This is a genomic window from Modicisalibacter sp., from assembly GCF_055145905.1.
This window is the reverse complement of the sequence record NZ_JBSREH010000053.1, coordinates 127,981-145,302: the sequence shown is the minus strand read 5'-3', so window position 1 is coordinate 145,302 and position 17,322 is coordinate 127,981. Positions and strand designations below refer to the sequence as shown.

Below are 17,322 nucleotides of genomic sequence, written 5' to 3'. Positions count from 1 at the left end.
CCGCCGTGACCGTCACGAACGGCATGTCGCTGGGGGAGTGATGCCCGGGTACCACTCCCTCAACGGCCTGGCGCCGACTCCGAGCGCATGTTGAATTGACGCAGGGCACCATGCCCTGCCGGTTTCGCCCGATGATAGGCAACACCGGCGGGCTTGTCATCCGCGACCAACGGCGGCCCCGGGGAGCCGCCTCAGTGCAGCGTACGCGCGTCCCCCGGCAGGGTATCGATATGCAGCGGCGAGGAGTGGCGCGGTCGCGCACCGGGGAAGTCGAGACTCGCCCAGGCACCGGCCAGCGGCGGCGCCCCGCTCAGCCAGGCACCCAGCGCCTGCCGGAAGCTGTCGAGCAACGTCTGGCGATCCTCGGTTTCGCCCATGAAGAAGGAAAAGCCGGCATACAGGCCGCGGGCATAGTCCCGCCAGTTGCCGTAATGCGCCCGGGCCAGGCCCTGCGCGGTATCCAGCAGCGCCAAGTAAGCATCCCGGTCGAGCCACCCCATGCCCCGACCGGCCGCGGCAATGTCCACCGCCTGGGCGACGTCCCAGGCGGTCATGTCGACCTCGTTGCAGCCATCGACATTGCCCCGTACCCGCCGGAGCCGCAGCAGATGGTTGCGCGCCTCCTCGTCACAGTCCCCGGATTCGAGGATGGCGATCTCTTCATCGAGACGGCGCGTATTGAGGGTATAGGGCGCGTAATTGACCTGGTATTCCTGACGATCGCCCACCTCGAGCAGGAACGTCAGGAACTCGCTGAGCTCCGCGGCGCTGTTGAGGCCATACTGCGACTCCAGCCATTCACCCAGCGCCGTTTGCTCATGGCGACTCTCCGGTTGCGGCTCCGCCCAGGGACCAGCGTTGAGCGGACCCGCCAGCGCCAGTGCGGTGAACCGGTCGAGCGAAGGACGCGGCCCGGGCTCGCGCCAGGCCACCTGCCGCCAGTCCAGCCAGTGAAACGGGCTGCCCGGGTCGTCGCGATGCCAGCGAATCTCGTGAATCAGCGTATCGTCAGGCAGCTCGGGCAATGCCTGCTCCCAGGCCGCCCAGGCATCGAGCAGCCGCCGTGCGTCCGGGTAGAAGCGACACAGCACCCCGCGCAGCGACTCGGCCAGACCGGCGATGCCGTCAGGGTCGAAGTCACCGCTGTCACTCGCCATCAGCAGGTAGAAGGCGTATTTCTCGGCCATGTAGATCGTGGCCGCGTGGCGGGCACAGCGTTTGAGGCCGTCGCGCTGGGCCACCGCCTCGGGCGCCGGACGGCCGAACCCGGTTTCCAGCGAGGGCAGCGTGCCGTGCATCGCGTCCGCGGCTAACTGGTTGAGATGATGCACCTGAGCCGGCAGCCAGAAGCGTGCCATGCCCGGCACACCTTCGTCGGGAAAGAGTCCCAGCGTCTCCTGCAGATAGCGGCGCACGTCCTGCTGCCGCGAGACCTCGATGGGCGTGACCACCCCCTGCCGGTAGAGCAGGTCGGGTTCGCGCACCGAGGCCAGCGCCAGCAACCAATGACGCGCCTCCTGCCGCCAGCCACGCATCGCCCGGCGTGAGGCCTCCCGGGCCGGCTCATCGAGCAGCTCGGCCAGCGGCACCCGCCAGGGACTGAGCGGCGAGTGCAGCAGCAAGGCCCAGTCCCGGGCGTGCGAGGCCATGCCATCGCGCCCGTCGAACAGGCTGCGCCCTCGCTGATAGGCCAGGGTGACGGCGGTCCAGTCGCTGTAACGCCGCATCAGCAGGTCGGCCGCATGTCCGGCGAACTGCTCGGCTTCCTCGGGCTCGAGCCAGCCCAGGGCGGCGCCCGCACAGGCCAGATCCACCAGTCGCAGCCAGTCCCAGGCCGCCCACTCCAGCGGCTCGCCCCGCGACAGAAACCCCAGCATGACCTTGCCGTAGCGGCGCTGCTCGCCCAGCCCATTGAGCCACGCCTGACGCGCGTCGCCATCCATCTCGAGCAGCCGCGCCGCATCGATGTCCCAGCCGTAGCGATGCCCCTGCGAGGCCAGCCACAGCAGCACGCGGATCAGCTCGTCGCGCCCGCGGATCTGCCAGCCCTGATCCAGCCAGGTCGCGGCATCCGGCCAGTCGGGAAGGCGGCTCGGCGGCAGCACCAGCAATGGCGCGAAGGCGGCGCGAATTCGCCAGGCGCCCGGCGCCTCGGGCCACGGCGTGCCCGAAACGCGGCGGTTCAAGGCGTCGTCCAGATGCGCCCAGGTAACGCCATCACCCTCGGCCTCGAGAGCCGACAGGGCCTCGCCGGCCAGCGCAAAGGCCTCGTCGCCATGGTGCCAGCCCGCATCGCGGCGTGCCTGGCGCAACGCCTCCAGCCAGGCGTCCAGGGTGTCGTGATGCTGATGAATGTCACGACCCAGGGCATGCAACCAGGCTTCCACGCGCTCGTTGGGCAGCCACCGGGCCGCCGCGGCCAGTGCCAGCAGTTCCAGCGCCTCCAGCTGCGTCTGCGGATTGGCACGCCCTCCGGGGAAGGCTTCAAGAAGCCGCCATGCCAGCTCGCCGCGCTCCGGCACGCCCAGCTGGACGAGCCGCTCGGTGGCCAGGGCCGGTTCCAGCGATGTGGGATCGGGGTCAAAGGTCCAGCCACATAACACCAGCTGTTGGGCCCACCAGGCATAGAGCGGATCGACCAAGGCACACCTCTGTTGATTGGCATGAGCGGAAATTCGGGCGAGATAGTGTAGCGGAATCCCCGGCGTTCGCCGATGGGCAGGATGTCGTATGGGGAGCCGGGATACCCGGCCAGCTTGCCGGATTCCCACTCCGTGTACGACGCTTTCCACAAGCGTGCCGTTTCGACGCCCTGCGGGACGCCGATTGACCGTGCGCTCCTCGCATCGACTCTCACCCGGTATCAAGGAGGCCAGCATGAACAACGCCCAGCTCAACGAGCTCAAGCAGCGCTACGTCGCCAGCGGCGCCGCCAGCCCGGCCACCCAGTTCGCCGACCGCGCGGAAAACGCCGAACTGTGGGACGCGGACGGCAAGCGTTTCATCGATTTCGCCGGGGGCATCGGCGTACTCAACATCGGACACCGCCATCCGAAGGTGGTCGAGGCGGTCAAGGCCCAGCTCGACAAGGTGATGCATACCTGCCAGACGGTCATGCCCTACGAGGGCTATGTGCGGGTGGCCGAGCGGCTCAGTCAGCTCACGCCGGTCCGCGGCCATGCCAAGGTCATGCTGGCCAACTCCGGCGCCGAGGCGCTCGAGAATGCCGTCAAGGTCGCGCGCGCGGCCACCGGCAAGAACAACGTCATCTGCTTCGATGGGGGCTATCACGGCCGTACCTTCATGACCATGGCGATGAACGGCAAGGTCGCCCCCTACGCCACGGACTTCGGCAGCATGCCAGGCAATGTTTTCCGCGCGCCCTACCCGGTGCCCTACCACGGCGTCAGCGAGGACGAGGCGCTGCGCGGCCTGAAGATGGCCCTCAAGACCGACGCCAACCCCAAGGATACCGCGGCAATCGTGCTCGAGCCGGTACTCGGTGAAGGCGGTTTCTATGCCGCGCCGACGAGCTTCCTGGAGAAGATCCGCGAGATCTGCGACGAGCACGGCATGCTGATGATCGTCGACGAGGTACAGAGCGGCTTCGGGCGTACCGGCAAGCTGTTCGCCATCGAACACAGCGGTGTCGAACCCGACATCATCACCATGGCCAAGAGCATGGCCGACGGCATGCCGATCTCCGCCGTGGTGGGCACCGACAAGCACATGGATGCCTCCGGCGGCAACTCGCTGGGCGGCACCTACACCGGTAGCCCGGTGTCCTGCGCCGCGGTACTGGCGGTACTCGACGTCTTCGAGGAGGAGGATATTCTCGGCAAGAGCCGTGCGCTGGGCGACAAGCTTGTCAAACGGTTCAACCAGTGGCAGAAGGACTTCGCCTGTGTCGACAACCCGCGCAACATGGGCGCCATGGCGGCATTCGAGCTGGTCACCGACAAGAACGCCCACACGCCCGATGCCGACCTCGCCGGGGCACTGTGCAAGCGCGCCCGCGAGAAGGGGCTGATCCTGCTTTCCTGCGGCCTGTACGGCAACACCATCCGCTTTCTGATGCCGGTGACCATCGGTGACGACGTGCTCGAGGAAGGACTGGCCATCATCGAGGAATGCCTGACCGAACTGAGCGGCTGAACGACGTAACGTCGCCGGGCGGGAAAGACCGTTGAAGGAAAAGCAGGCAGGGCACCGCGTCTCACCCTCGAGACGCGGTGCCGGCGGTCATGACGACTTGCGCAGCTTGGCGACGGCCCACAGCAGCACCACCGCGCCGACCGTGGCGGTCACCAGCGAGCCGATGAAGCCGCTCGAGGAGAGCCCCAGCAGGCTGAACAGAAAGCCGCCGATCAACGCCCCGACGACCCCCACCCCGATGTTGCCGAGGATGCCGAAGCCTCCGCCACGCATGATGTTGCCGGCGATCCAGCCGGCCAGACCACCGATGATCAACCACAAAATCAAGCCCATAGCGGCCTCCTTGCGTTGCACGATTCGTGAGGAAGTCCGGTCAGGGTGCCACAGCTCCTCTCAGAAAGACGACCCCGGCTGACGGAGAAACTCGACTTCCTCGGGCGTCGACTCACGACCGAGAATGGCGTTGCGATGCGGATAGCGGCCGAAGCGCTCGAGAATCCGCCGGTGGCGATGCTCGTACTCGAGGTTATTCTCCAGCCCCGGCTGATCGAACAGCTTCACGGCCTCGTCGTGAATGCGCAGCGATTCGCTGTGCATGTAGGGCATGTAGAGGAAAACCCGCTGCGATGTCTCGAGCTCGGCGTCGACACCCGCGGCGACGGCCTCCTGCGCCAGCACCAGGGCCTGGGCGTCCTGGGCGAAGGCCTCGGGGCGGTCGCGAAACAGATTGCGCGAGAACTGGTCGAGCACGAGGACCTCCGCCAGCCGGCCGTGGGGCGAGTCGCGCCAGGGCCACAGCTCGCCAGCACGGGCCGCCTCCCATATCGCGCGAAAGCGTGTCTCGATGCAGCGATCGAGCGCCGGGTCCTTGCGGAACCACTGCCGGGGGGCGAGCTCACGGAACCAGAAATCGAGCACGCTCTCGTGGCCTTCAGTCATGTCGGCATCCTCCACGGTTTCGGCCTCGCGCCCGGGCCGTCACGGCGCTCGGCAGGGTGAGGGTTGGGCGAGCAAAAGCATATTTCATAACGTTTAACAATACTATGTCCGACAAATGGATAATGGCAGAATCGATTCACGCCCATATACTTTCGTCTCGCCGTGAGACGCAGCGGAGCCTGCCCGAGCCGATACAGCCACCAGGCTGAATCGACAAGTCACCCAAGGACTCAGAACCCCCTATGCACGCCCTTACCCTGATCTCGTTTCTCTTCTTCACGGGACTGGTGGCCTTCATCACCTGGCGCATCACCCGCCGCGATGACCATCAGAGCACCCGTGGCTACTTCCTCGCCGGCCGCAGCCTGACCTTCCCGCTGATCGCCGGTTCGCTGTTGATGACCAACCTTTCCACCGAACAGATGGTCGGCCTCAACGGCAGCGCCTTCACCGACGGGCTGAGCGTGATGGCCTGGGAAGTGGTCGCCGTGGTGGCCCTGGTGGCTCTGGCCCTGTTCTTCCTGCCGCGCTTTCTGCGCAGCGGCATCGCCACCGTGCCGCAGCTGCTGGAGATCCGCTTCGACGCCGGCACCCAGCTGATCTGCAACATCATCTTCCTGCTCGCCTATGCGGTGATCCTGCTGCCGATCATTCTCTACTCCGGCGCCGTGGGCCTGCAGGGCATGCTCGACCTGCCCGGGCTGACCGGCATCGAGTCCAGCACCACCCTGTTGTGGGGCACCGTCTGGGTCGTGGGTCTGATCGGCTCGATCTACGCCCTGTTCGGCGGTCTGCGCACCGTGGCGGTCTCCGACACCCTCAACGGCATCGGCCTGCTGATCGGCGGCTTCGTGGTGGTCTACTTCGGCCTGCAGGCCGTGGGCGACGGCCATGGCGTGGCGGCCGGCTGGGAAGCACTCAAGCAGCAGAGCCCCGACAAGCTCAACTCGATCGGCGGTGCCGACCAGCAGGTCCCCTTCGCCACCCTGTTCACCGGGGTCTTTTTGATCAACCTGTTCTACTGGACCACCAACCAGCAGATCATCCAGCGGACCTTCGCCGCCAAGACCCTGGCCGAGGGACAGAAGGGCGTGCTCCTCACCGGCCTGCTCAAGCTGCTCGGCCCGCTCTACCTGGTGGTCCCGGGCATCATCGCCTACAACCTTTACGCCGGTGACGGCATCCGCGCCGACCAGGCCTACGGGCATCTGGTGTTCAACGTGCTGCCGCCCTACCTGACCGGCTTCTTCGCCGCGGTCATGGTCGGCGCCATCCTTTCCTCGTTCAACTCGGCGCTCAACAGTACCACCACCCTGTTCAGCCTGGGGCTGTACAAGGCGGTGATCAACAAGAACGCCACCGAGGAACAGGTCGTCAACTCGGGCAAGATCTTCGGCTGGGTCATGGCCTTCGCCTCGATGACCATCGCACCGATGCTCGCCGGCCAGGAAAGCCTGTTCGGCTACCTGCAGAAGATGAACGCCCTGTACTTCATCCCCATCCTCGCGGTGGTGCTGGTCGGCCTGCTGACCAAGCGCGTGCCCGCGATCGCCGCCAAGATCGCGCTGATCGGCGGCTGCGCGGTGATCGCCGCCGGCTACTTCCTGCCGCCGTTCAACGGCATCCTCGATGTCCTCAACCAGTATCACTTCGTCGCCGCCGTGTTCGTGATCCTGGTGCTCGGCATGCTGCTGATCGGCAAGTTCATGCCACGCGAGACCGAGTGGGTGCACGAGGACAGCGGCCAGGTGGACCTGACGCCGTGGAAGGGCGCCATCCCTGCCGGGATCGTGTTGATCGTGCTGGTCATCGCGATCTACGCCTCGTTCGCCGGCGGCGTTTCCTGAGCAACCCGCCCGCAGCACGCCCCCGACGACCCCGCCCCTTCGGCGGGGTCGTTGCATTCCGGGCCTCATGACTTGTCACGCCCGGCAATCGCCCGCAGATTAGGGGCTGAATTTCCGGCGGACCCGATCATCATGCGCCAGACCCTGGCACGCGAAGTCACCAACCTGCTCGAACGCGGGCGCGATCGTCAGCTGCGCCTGGCGGTCACCGGCCTGTCCCGGGCCGGCAAGACGGCCTTCCTCACCTCGCTGGTCAACCAGCTGCGCCATGCGGGACTCGAGGCACGCCTCGACCTGATGGCCTGTGCCCGCGAGGGCCGCCTGCTGGGCGCCCGACGCGTCGCCCAGCAGGATCTCGCCGTGCCGCGCTTTCCCTACGACGAGGCCATGGCGGCGCTCGACGAGACGCCGCCGCGCTGGCCCGACCCGACCCGCGGCATCAGCGAGCTGCGCCTGCAGATCCGCTACCGCCCGGGGCGCCACGGCCTGTTTGGCATGATGAATGCCGACAGCGCCACCCTGACCCTGGACCTGTTCGACTATCCCGGCGAATGGCTGCTCGACCTGCCGCTCCTCGAGCACGACTTTCTCAGCTGGAGCGAACGCCAGCAGGCGGCCCTGACCCCGGCGCGTCGCGAACTGGCCGCCGACTGGCTGGAAGCCGTCGCCGAGTTGACACCCGATTCCACGGCCGACGAAGCCGAGCTGGCGGCCATCGCCGAGCGCTATGCCGCTACCCTGCGGGCCGCTCGTGAAGCGGGCTTCGCCGATCTGCAGCCGGGCCGCTTCCTGCTGCCGGGGGACCTGGCCGGGGCACCGGTGCTGCAGTTCTTTCCCCTGCCCGGCGTCGGCGAGGCCGACCGCCAGGCCCTGGAGGCCCTGCCCGAGGACAGCGTCTACCACACCCTGTCGCGGCGCTTCGCTCACTACCAGCAGCACGTGGTCAAGCCCTTCTATCGCGAGCATTTCCGGCGCTTCGACCGCCAGATCGTGCTGGTGGACGTGCTGGGCGCCCTCAACGCCGGCCCCGAGCGCTTCGAGGACCTGTCCCGTGCCCTGGCGACGCTGATGCGCAGCTTTCATTACGGCAAGCGCAGCCTGGTGTCGCGGCTCTTCGCGCCGCGCATCGACCGCCTGGCCATCGCCGCCACCAAGGCCGATCACGTGACGCCGGAACAGCACGCCAACCTGGTCACCCTGCTCGAGGCGCTGCTCGCCGAGCCGATCCAGGACCTGCGCTTCGCGGACATCCCGGTCAAGGCGCTGTCGCTGGCCTCGATTCGCGCCACGCAGTCGCGCGAGGTCGAGCGCCAGGGCCGGCGCTTCCCGGCCCTGCGCGGCACCACCCAGGCCGGCGAGGAGGCCCTGCTGTTCCCGGGCGAGGTGCCCGCCCAGATCCCCGAGACCGATTTCTGGCAGCGCCAGGGCTTCGCCTTCGAGCACTTCCGGCCGTTGCCGCGTGACGCACGCGGCGACGCCCTGCCCCACATCCGCCTCGACGCGGCCCTCGACTGGCTGATCGGAGACAAGCTCTCATGACCTCCCCCCGCCCCCGTCAACGCTTCTCGCTGGACGACGCCACGCCGAACCCGGCCGATCCGCGTCCGGCCGAGCATTATCCGCTGGATGTCACCAGCCACGCTCACGAGGAAGAGGACGACGCCACCCGCGCCCCGGGGCTGGACACCGCCCTGGCCCGGCCCCGCAAGCGCCGCTGGGGGCTGCTGACCCTGCTCGGCGGCAGCCTGGCGCTGGGGGCCGTCGAGGCCGGACGCACGCTCTACCAGGCCACGCTGGGCGGCGATCCGCTGAGCGGCGCCTGGAGCGCGCTGCTGCTGCTGGCCCTGGGCCTGGGCGGGTCGGCCCTGGCCCGCGAGCTGTGGCGCCTGCGCCGGCTGCGCCGCCATGCCGTCCTGCGCGAGCAGCTGGATGCGCTGCCCGAGGCCTCCGCCGCCCAGGCCGGTCGACTGGCGGAACGCCTGCGCGAGCAGCTGCAGCTGGACCGGGACGACCCGCACTGGCAGGCCTTCTGCGCGGCTCATCAACCGCACCATGACGGCGCGGAGACGCGCACCCTGCTCGCCCACCATCTGCTCGCCCCGCGCGACCGCGAGGCCCGCCGCCTGATCTCGCGCATGTCCGGCGACACGGCGGTGATGGTGGCCGTCAGCCCGATGACGCTGGTCGACATGCTGCTGGTCGCCTGGCGCAACCTGGCGATGCTCGAGCGCATCACCACGCTCTACGGCCTGGAACTCGGCTACGCCAGCCGCCTGCGCCTGTTCCGCCAGGTGCTGGCCAACCTGGCCTTCGCCGGCGTCACCGAGATTGCCAGCGAGGCCAGCATGGAGCTGTTCTCGATGAACCTGGCCAGCAAGCTTTCCACCCGGGCCGGCCAGGGGCTGGGCATCGGCCTTCTGTCGGCCCGGCTGGGACTGCGCGCCATGCGCCTGACCCGTCCGCTGCCCTTCGACGACACGGACAACCCGCGACTGGCCAACCTGCGCCACGAGCTCTGGCAGCGGGTACGGCGCCTGGAGGAGTCGGCCACTCCGCCGCGCTGATTCTTGCAGGGCACCCGGCGTCTTGACCCCGGTCAAGCCCCGCCCCCGGCATTCGTGACTAGACTGAGTGAAAGTCTCGTACCACGACTCTATCGGGGGAAAACATGGTCAAGACGATACTGGTACCCGTTGACGGCTCGGAGGCGGCCAGGCTGGCGCTGGAACTGGCCTGCAAGATCGCCCGGGCCGATCAGGCAACAGTGCATGTCCTGCACGTGCCGGAACAGCTCGCTCATGACACCCTGCTGGTCTGGGGCGTCGGCGCGGCACGCATGGAAGCTTCCGAGGCGGAGGTCGAACGCGCCGGCCATGACATGCTCGAAGCCGCCCTGCAGGCCGCCCGGGAACAGGGCATCACCGATGTCGACGGCAACGTGCGCCAGGGCGACCCCACGCGGGTGATTCTCGACGAAGCCCAGCGCACCAAGCCCGACATGATCGTCATGGGCAGCCGCGGACTCAGCGACATTCGTGGGCTGGTGGTCGGCAGCGTCTCCCACAAGGTCTCTCACGCCGCGGCCTGCCACGTCGTCACCGTTCACTGACGGCGGCCTCCCCCGTGCCGATGCCCGTCCGGGCATCGGCCCGACACTTGGCACGTCGGCCATACGCGGCCCGGACCGATCGCGAGTTCAATCAAGCGCGAAGAAATCCCGCAGCCGCCGGGCGACACCATCCGGATGGTGGTGACCGATCCGTTCGGCATGCGGCACATGCCCTGTCAGCGCCGGATGGGCGTTGTCCATGACGAAGGCATGCCCGGCAAGCGCCAGCATCTCGGTATCGTTGAGATTGTCGCCGAAGGCCAGGCAGCGCTCGGCGGGCAGCGCCAGATGGGCCAGCAGCCGTTGCAGGGCCGTGCCCTTGTTGACCCCTGCGGCCATGATCTCCAGCGAATCGGCCATCGAGTAGGTGACATGCAGGGCCTCGCCCAGTGCATCGCGAATGGCGGCTTCCAGGCGCGCCAGCGACTCGGGCCGGCCGATGCACAGCACCTTGCCGACGCCTTCGCCATCGTGCGCCGCCAGATCGGCGACCCGGTAACCGAAGCCGGTACTGGCATGCAGCACCAGCAGCTCCGGTGCCGGCGCATCGATCAGCCAGGCATCGCGGGTGTAAAAGTTGAGCCGGACGTCCGCCTCACGCGGCATGTCGACCAGCCGGCGCACCTGTGCGGCCGGCACCCACTGTTCGGCGATCAGGGTATCGTCCGGCGCGTACAGGTGGGCGCCGTTGGTGCTGAGAATGTAGGCGGGAACGCCCAGATGGCGGCGAAAGGCGGCAATGTCGTGGTAATGGCGTCCCGACGCCAGCGCAATGTGGTGCCCTCGGGCATCCAGCTCCCGGAAGGTGTCGATGGTGAAGCGGTCGAGCGCGTGGGTATCATCGAGCAGGGTATTGTCGAGATCCGTGACAATCAGGTGGGAATCCATCGGACATCCTGGTGGCTGACGAACAGGGCCACAGGCTACCGCAAAACCCGTCGCCCTGTCGGGCCCGCTACCCCGCCTTTGCCTGCCGCAGGGCCTTGAGCCGAGCCACCGCCTGACGGGCCAGCGGTGACAACGCCGTGCCGTCCTGGTCGGCGTAGTCGATGATCTGCTGCTTCATGCCACGCGCCCAGAACTTCTGAAGGTGCATCGCCACGCGCTCCTCGGCACCGTTGTCGCCGGAAGGCTGATTGGCGGCGATCTGGTTGACCATCTTGATCAAATGCTGCAACTGCGCATCGTGCATCGTGAATCCTCCTGCCTCGCCCGCCGGCGCCACGCGACGCCGGCGGGCACACGGATCGTTGCTATTTGACGGGCGCCGCCGGATCGACCGACACGCCTTCCAGATAGGCATGCTGACGCTGATCAAAGTCGGCGAAATGCCGCTGCCACGCCGACGGCTGCGAAACCTTTTCCACCTGGACGGCGGTCACCTTGTATTCCGGGCAATTGGTGGCCCAGTCGGAGTTGTCGGTCGTGATCACGTTGGCGCCACTGCCGGGATGGTGGAAAGTGGTATAGACCACGCCCGGCGGCATCCGCTCGCTCACCCTGGCGCGCAGCACCGTCTGGCCGACCCGGCTGGTGATGCCCAGCCAGTCGCCATCCGCAATGCCCCGCATCTCGGCATCGTCGGGATGGATCTCCAGTACATCCTCGGCGTGCCAAGCACTGTTGGCGGTCCGCCGCGTCTGCGCACCGACGTTGTACTGCGACAGGATGCGCCCAGTGGTCAGCAGCAATGGATAGCGGCGGCTGGAACGCTCGTCGGTGGCCACATACTCGGTGATGGCGAAGCGGCCCTTGCCGATCGGGAATTCGTCCTCGTGCATGGTCGGCGTTCCCGCCGGATGCGCCTCGTTGCAGGGCCACTGGATGCTGCCCAGTTCATCCAGCCGTTTGTAGCTGACACCGGCGAAGGTCGGCGTCAGCCGCGCGATCTCGTCCATGATCTCGGCGGGATGCCGATAGTGCATCGGATAGCCCAGGGCGTTGGCCAGGTCCATGGTGACTTCCCAGTCCGCCTTTCCGGCCAGCGGCGGCATCACCCGGCGCACGCGGTTGATGCGTCGCTCGGCGTTGGTGAAGGTGCCGTCCTTCTCGAGGAAGGTCGACCCCGGCAGCAGCACGTGCGCGTACTTGGCCGTCTCGTTGAGGAAGATATCCTGCACGATCAGGCAGTCCAGCGCGGACAGCGCCGCTTCCACATGCTGGGTGTTGGGATCGGATTGCACGATGTCCTCGCCCTGCACGTAGAGCGCCTTGAAGGTGCCCGCCACCGCGGCGTCGAACATGTTGGGAATGCGCAGTCCCGGCTCGTCGTCCAGTGTCACGCCCCACTCCGCTTCGAAACGCCCGCGCACCACCGAGTCGGCCACGTGCTGGTAGCCCGCCAGCTCGTGCGGGAAGGAGCCCATGTCGCAGGATCCCTGCACGTTGTTCTGGCCGCGCAGCGGGTTGACGCCGACGCCCTCGCGACCGAGGTTGCCGGTGGCCATGGCCAGGTTGGCGATACCCATGACCATGGTTGACCCCTGGCTGTGCTCGGTCACGCCCAGACCATAGTAGATCGCCGCATTGCCGGCGCCGGCGTAGGCCCGCGCGGCCTCGCGGACCCGTTCAGCAGGTACACCGATTTCCGCCTCCCGGGCTTCCGGCGAGTGCTGCGTATCACGGATGAAGTCGCGCCAGGCCCGATAGGCTTCGGGCTCGCAGCGACGCTCGATGAAGTGATGGTCCTCCAGCCCCTCGGTGACCACCACATGGGCCAGCGCATTGACCAGCGCCACATTGGTGCCCGGCTTCAGGGCCAGGTGCAGACTGCGGCCGCCATGCGGCGTTTCCAGCAGGTCGATTCGGCGCGGGTCGGCCACGATCAGCGTCGCTCCCTCGCGCAGCCGCCGACGCATCTGCGAGGCGAAGACCGGATGAGCATCGGTCGGGTTGGCACCAATCACCAGCACGGTGTCGGCCTTCATCACCGAATCGAAGGTCTGGGTGCCGGCCGACTCGCCCAGCGTGGTCTTCAGGCCGTAGCCGGTGGGCGAATGGCAGACACGGGCGCAGGTATCGGTATTGTTGTTGCCGAAGGCGGCCCGGATCAGCTTCTGTACTAGGTAGGTTTCCTCGTTGGTGCAGCGCGACGAGGTGATGCCGCCGATGCTCTCGCGACCATGGCGGGCCTGGGTGGCCTTGAGCCGCTCGGCGGCGAAGGCGATGGCCTCCTCCCAGGACACCGCACGCCACGGGGACTCGATCGACTCCCGGATCATCGGCTCGCGGATCCGGTCGGGATGCTCGGCATAGCCGAAGGCGAAGCGCCCCTTCACGCAGGAGTGACCATGATTGGCGTCGCCACCCTTGTAGGGCACCATCCGCACCACCTTGTCGCCCTTCATCTCGGCCTTGAACGAGCACCCCACGCCACAGTAGGCACAGGTGGTGATCACGCTGTGTTCGGGCACGCCCTGGTCGATGACGCTCTTTTCCATCAGCGTGGCGGTGGGGCACGCCTGGACACAGGCACCGCAGGATACGCACTCGGAATCCATGAACGGTTCGTCCTGTCCGGCCGCGACCTTGGAGTCGAAGCCCCGGCCGTTGATGGTCAGGGCAAAGGTGCCCTGAACCTCCTCGCAGGCACGCACGCAGCGCGAGCAGACGATGCACTTGCTGGGGTCGAAGCTGAAGTAGGGATTGGAGGTGTCCGTCTCGGCGTCCAGGTGGTTTTTTCCCTCGAAACCGTAGCGCACCTCCCGCAGCCCGACGGCGCCGGCCATGTCCTGCAGCTCGCAGTCCCCGTTGGCCGAGCAGGTCAGGCAGTCCAGCGGGTGGTCGGAGATGTAGAGCTCCATGACGTTGCGGCGCAGCCTGGCCAGCTTGTCGGTCTGCGTATGGACGGCCATGCCCTCGGTCACCGGCGTGGTACAGGAAGCCGGATAGCCGCGCCGCCCCTCGATTTCCACCGCACACAGCCGGCAGGAGCCGAAAGCCTCGAGATTGTCGCTGGCACACAGTTTGGGAACGGTGACACCCGCCAGGGCGGCCGCCCGCATCACCGACGTGCCTTCCGGAACGCTGATTTCCATGCCGTCGATGGTCAGGGCGACGGCGGTGGCGGAAAGCCGCGCCGGCGTGCCCAGATCCCGCTCGACTGAGACACGATCAGGATCGAGAGCGGTCTGGCGCGGGTCGAAGTAGTTGATCATTGCTGGCCTCCTCCGGCCAGGCCTGGCCGGGGTTGCAGGTCGTCCGGGAAATGCTGCATGACGCTCTGTACCGGGAAGGGAGTCATCCCGCCCATGGCGCACAGCGAGCCGTCCACCATGGTGTCGCAGAGATCGGCAAGGAGTTCGAGGTTGGCGTCGCTGTCGGTGCCCGCACGAATACGATCGATCACCTCCACGCCACGTACCGCGCCGATCCGACAGGGGGTGCACTTGCCGCAGGACTCGACGCTGCAGAACTCCATGGCGAAGCGCGCCTGCTCGCCCATGTTCACGGTATCGTCGAACATCACCACGCCGCCGTGCCCCACCACGCCGCCGAACGCCGCGAAGCCTTCGTAATCGATGGCATTGTCCCACTGACTCTCGGGCAGATAGGCCCCCAGCGGACCGCCCACCTGCACGGCCTTGAGCGGCCGCCCGCTGCGGGTACCGCCGCCGAAGTCTTCCATCAGTTCGCGCAACGTGGTGCCGAAGGCCAGCTCGACCAGCCCGCCACGCTTGACGTTGCCCGCCAGCTGCAGCGCCACGGTTCCGCGGGACTTGCCCATGCCGTAGTCGGCATAGGCCTGCGCCCCCTGGTCGAGGATGAAGGGAACCGCGGCCAGCGAGAGCACGTTGTTGACCACGGTGGGCCGTCCGAACAGGCCCTTGATGGCGGGCAGCGGCGGCTTGGCGCGCACCATGCCGCGCTTGCCCTCGAGGCTGTCGAGCAGGGACGTCTCCTCGCCGCAGATGTAGGCCCCGGCGCCCAGGCGGACTTCCAGCTCGAAACGCTGGCCACTGCCGAGGATGTCATCGCCCAGATAGCCCGCGGCGTAGGCACGCTGCAAGGCCTCGTTGAAGATCCGGTGCGCCACCGGGTACTCCGAACGCAGGTAGATGTAGCCCTGGGTGGCGCCGACGGCAAGCCCGGCGATGGCCATGCCCTCGATGAGCATGTAGGGGTCGCATTCCATGACCAGCCGATCGGCGAACGTGCCGGAGTCGCCCTCGTCGGCATTGCAGACAATGTATTTCTGCCCCTGAGGCTCGTCATGGACGGTCTGCCACTTGATGCCGGTGGGGAACGCCGCCCCGCCTCGCCCGCGCAGGCCGGACGCCTTGACTTCGTCGACGACGGCCTGGGGCGTCATCTTGAGTGCCCGGGCCAGCCCGGCGAAGCCGCGATGCGCCCGGTAATCCTCGAGGGAAAGCGGGTCGGTGATGCCGATACGCGAAAAGGTCAGGCGCTGCTGTTGTTTCAGGTAAGGGATGTCGTCAGTCGGCCCCTGGGCCAGCGGATGCGTCTGCCGCCCCTCGAACAGCCCGGCCTCGACCAGGCCATCCACCGCCTCCGGCTCGACGGGACCATAGGCGACGCGCCCTGCCGGCGTATCAACCTCGACCAGCGGCTCGAGCCAGCAGAGCCCCCGGGACCCGTTGCGGATCAGGGTCAGGTCACGCCCCTCGCGCCGTGCTGCCGCCTCGATGCGCACCGCCACGTCGTCGGCTCCCATCGCCAGCGCCGTGGTATCGCAGGGCACATAGATCGTCACGCTCATCACTTCACCTCCACGACCGTCGTGGTGAGATCGTCCACCAGCCTGTCGAGTCTTTCCGCCGTCACCCGGCCGTGGATATCGTCATTCACGCGAATGGACGGGCCGCAGGCGCAATTGCCCAGGCAATACACCGGCTCGAGCGTAAACTCGTTGTCGCGGGTGGTCTGATGGTAGTCGACACCCAACCGCTCCTTGGCGTGCGCCTCCAGCTGGCGTGCCCCCACCGCCTGACAGGCTTCGGCGCGGCAGACCTGAATGACGTGACGGCCCGCCGGTTGCGTTCGGAAGTGGTGATAGAAACTGATGATGCCGTGCACTTCGGCCCGGGTGCAGCGCAGGGCCTCGGCGATGATCGGCACCGCAGCGTCAGGCACATGGCCGAAGCGGTTCTGCAGGGCGTGCAGGATCGGCAGCATGGCGCCGGGTTCGTCCTTCAGCGCATCCACCTCGCGCTGAATCGACGCCCGGGTCCAGGCCACCGGCTGGGTCGAGCCGGGTGACGTCATGGCGTTGCCCTCATCGGCACGGTGATTGGCGTCCAGCATGGGAATAGCCGTTCTTCGTTGTTGCCGGCCCCGGGGAGCCTGCTTTCTGGAAAATAGCACGCCGGTGTCCGCCTCGAGGGTGTCACCGTCAAGGTTGATGACACAGCAAGGCCGATGAACCGCGCAGACCGGCTCGACGGACCACCGGGCGTAACCGGTGTTTGCCCAATCTGCGGCAGTTTCCCGTGCGGGACTTCCTTGCGCACGAACACGGCATGACCCTGTGCGACACCGGGCCCGGCCGCTTCGACCTTGATTCCCCGGCCGGTCGCCCGCACCTCGAAGGAACAGCGGCGACCACCGCCCGGTCGCCATGCTCATCCGACAGGAGGTCGACATGAAGACACTGGTCATCGGCGCCAACGGCAAGATCGGCCGGCAATTCTGTGAACTGGCCCAAGAAGCCGGCCACCCCGTGCGGGCCATGATCCGCGACAGCAATCAGCAGGCCTGGTTTCGTGAGCGCGGCATCGACACGGTGATCGCCGACCTGGAAGGGCCGATCCGCCACGCCTTCTATGGCTGCGACCAGGTGGTGTTTGCCGCCGGGTCGGGGCCACACACCGGGCCCGACAAGACCCTGCTGATCGACCTGAACGGCGCCGTGCGCGCCATCGACATGGCCACCGAGCTGGGCATTTCGCGCTTTCTGATGGTCAGCGCCATGCGTGCCGAACGCCCGCTGGACGCCCCCGGGAAGCTGCGCCCCTACATGGCCGCCAAGCACGCCGCCGACGCGCATCTGCGGGCCGCCCGCCTGCCCTACGTGATCCTCAAGCCGGGCCGGCTGACCGACGAGGCAGCTACCGAGCGCCTGGCGACATCGCTGGAAGAAGCCGGCGACAACCGCGTCTCGCGCGCCAACGTGGCCCATGCCCTGCTGCATCTGGCCGAGGACCGCACCCAGCGTCGCCGCGAGCACATCCTGCTCGACGGCCGCCGCGAGCTGGCCGACGCCCTCGCCTGAATCGTCGGGCCGGGCCGTCGTCGTCTGGACAACAATTGGCG

Annotated in this window: 14 protein-coding genes; 6 read left to right on the top strand and 8 right to left on the bottom strand. The window is 67.5% G+C overall.

Going from position 1 to position 17,322, the window contains the following annotated elements; all coding sequences use genetic code 11:
• Positions 1-191: 191 nt before the first annotated feature.
• On the bottom strand, positions 192-2,642 hold the full coding sequence (locus tag ACTCB7_RS15700; RefSeq protein WP_463007429.1) for a DUF1266 domain-containing protein: 2,451 nt from the start codon (positions 2,640-2,642) through the stop codon (positions 192-194).
• A gap of 235 nt (positions 2,643-2,877) precedes the next feature.
• Between ACTCB7_RS15700 and gabT the strand changes: the two genes are divergently transcribed.
• Positions 2,878-4,155 (top strand): 4-aminobutyrate--2-oxoglutarate transaminase, encoded by a 1,278-nt coding sequence (gene gabT / locus ACTCB7_RS15695; protein ID WP_224414381.1) that lies wholly within the window; start codon positions 2,878-2,880, stop codon positions 4,153-4,155.
• Between the two features lie 87 nt (positions 4,156-4,242).
• Here the strand turns inward: gabT and ACTCB7_RS15690 are convergent, their stop codons facing one another.
• Entirely contained in the window at positions 4,243-4,488 is a 246-nt protein-coding gene (locus ACTCB7_RS15690) for a GlsB/YeaQ/YmgE family stress response membrane protein (protein ID WP_463007428.1), read from the bottom strand.
• 60 nt (positions 4,489-4,548) lie between these two features.
• A complete protein-coding gene (locus ACTCB7_RS15685; RefSeq protein WP_463007427.1) occupies positions 4,549-5,094 on the bottom strand; it encodes a DUF924 family protein in 546 nt (181 codons plus the stop codon).
• Positions 5,095-5,336: 242 nt separating this feature from the next.
• Between ACTCB7_RS15685 and ACTCB7_RS15680 the strand changes: the two genes are divergently transcribed.
• The 4 genes from ACTCB7_RS15680 (at position 5,337) to ACTCB7_RS15665 (ending at position 10,050) form a co-directional block, all read left to right on the top strand.
• Positions 5,337-6,941 (top strand): solute:sodium symporter family transporter, encoded by a 1,605-nt coding sequence (locus ACTCB7_RS15680; RefSeq protein WP_463007426.1) that lies wholly within the window; start codon positions 5,337-5,339, stop codon positions 6,939-6,941.
• A gap of 132 nt (positions 6,942-7,073) precedes the next feature.
• A complete protein-coding gene (locus tag ACTCB7_RS15675; RefSeq protein ID WP_463007425.1) occupies positions 7,074-8,480 on the top strand; it encodes a YcjX family GTP-binding protein in 1,407 nt (468 codons plus the stop codon).
• Positions 8,477-9,505, top strand: a complete 1,029-nt coding sequence (locus ACTCB7_RS15670; RefSeq protein ID WP_463007424.1) for a TIGR01620 family protein — start codon at positions 8,477-8,479, stop codon at positions 9,503-9,505. The genes ACTCB7_RS15675 and ACTCB7_RS15670 overlap by 4 nt, the downstream gene beginning before the upstream one ends.
• A 104-nt stretch (positions 9,506-9,609) precedes the next feature.
• Positions 9,610-10,050 (top strand): universal stress protein, encoded by a 441-nt coding sequence (locus ACTCB7_RS15665; protein ID WP_224414376.1) that lies wholly within the window; start codon positions 9,610-9,612, stop codon positions 10,048-10,050.
• A gap of 87 nt (positions 10,051-10,137) precedes the next feature.
• Here the strand turns inward: ACTCB7_RS15665 and ACTCB7_RS15660 are convergent, their stop codons facing one another.
• The 5 genes from ACTCB7_RS15660 to ACTCB7_RS15640 form a co-directional block, all read right to left on the bottom strand.
• Complete coding sequence (locus tag ACTCB7_RS15660; protein ID WP_224414375.1) at positions 10,138-10,938, bottom strand: HAD family hydrolase; 801 nt, start codon at positions 10,936-10,938, stop codon at positions 10,138-10,140.
• Between the two features lie 67 nt (positions 10,939-11,005).
• Complete coding sequence (locus ACTCB7_RS15655) at positions 11,006-11,242, bottom strand: formate dehydrogenase subunit delta (RefSeq protein WP_224414374.1); 237 nt, start codon at positions 11,240-11,242, stop codon at positions 11,006-11,008.
• A 61-nt stretch (positions 11,243-11,303) separates the two neighbouring features.
• A complete protein-coding gene (fdhF, locus tag ACTCB7_RS15650; RefSeq protein ID WP_463007423.1) occupies positions 11,304-14,207 on the bottom strand; it encodes a formate dehydrogenase subunit alpha in 2,904 nt (967 codons plus the stop codon).
• The gene (locus tag ACTCB7_RS15645; protein WP_463007422.1) at positions 14,204-15,769 is read right to left on the bottom strand and encodes a formate dehydrogenase beta subunit; all 1,566 of its coding nucleotides are present in this window, start codon (positions 15,767-15,769) and stop codon (positions 14,204-14,206) included. Before ACTCB7_RS15645 ends, fdhF begins: the two co-directional genes overlap by 4 nt.
• Complete coding sequence (locus ACTCB7_RS15640; RefSeq protein ID WP_463007451.1) at positions 15,769-16,275, bottom strand: formate dehydrogenase subunit gamma; 507 nt, start codon at positions 16,273-16,275, stop codon at positions 15,769-15,771. The genes ACTCB7_RS15645 and ACTCB7_RS15640 overlap by 1 nt, the downstream gene beginning before the upstream one ends.
• Before the next feature lie 376 nt (positions 16,276-16,651).
• Between ACTCB7_RS15640 and ACTCB7_RS15635 the strand changes: the two genes are divergently transcribed.
• Positions 16,652-17,281: an SDR family oxidoreductase gene (locus ACTCB7_RS15635; RefSeq protein WP_463007421.1), complete on the top strand. Its 630-nt coding sequence runs from the start codon at positions 16,652-16,654 to the stop codon at positions 17,279-17,281.
• Positions 17,282-17,322: the final 41 nt, after the last annotated feature.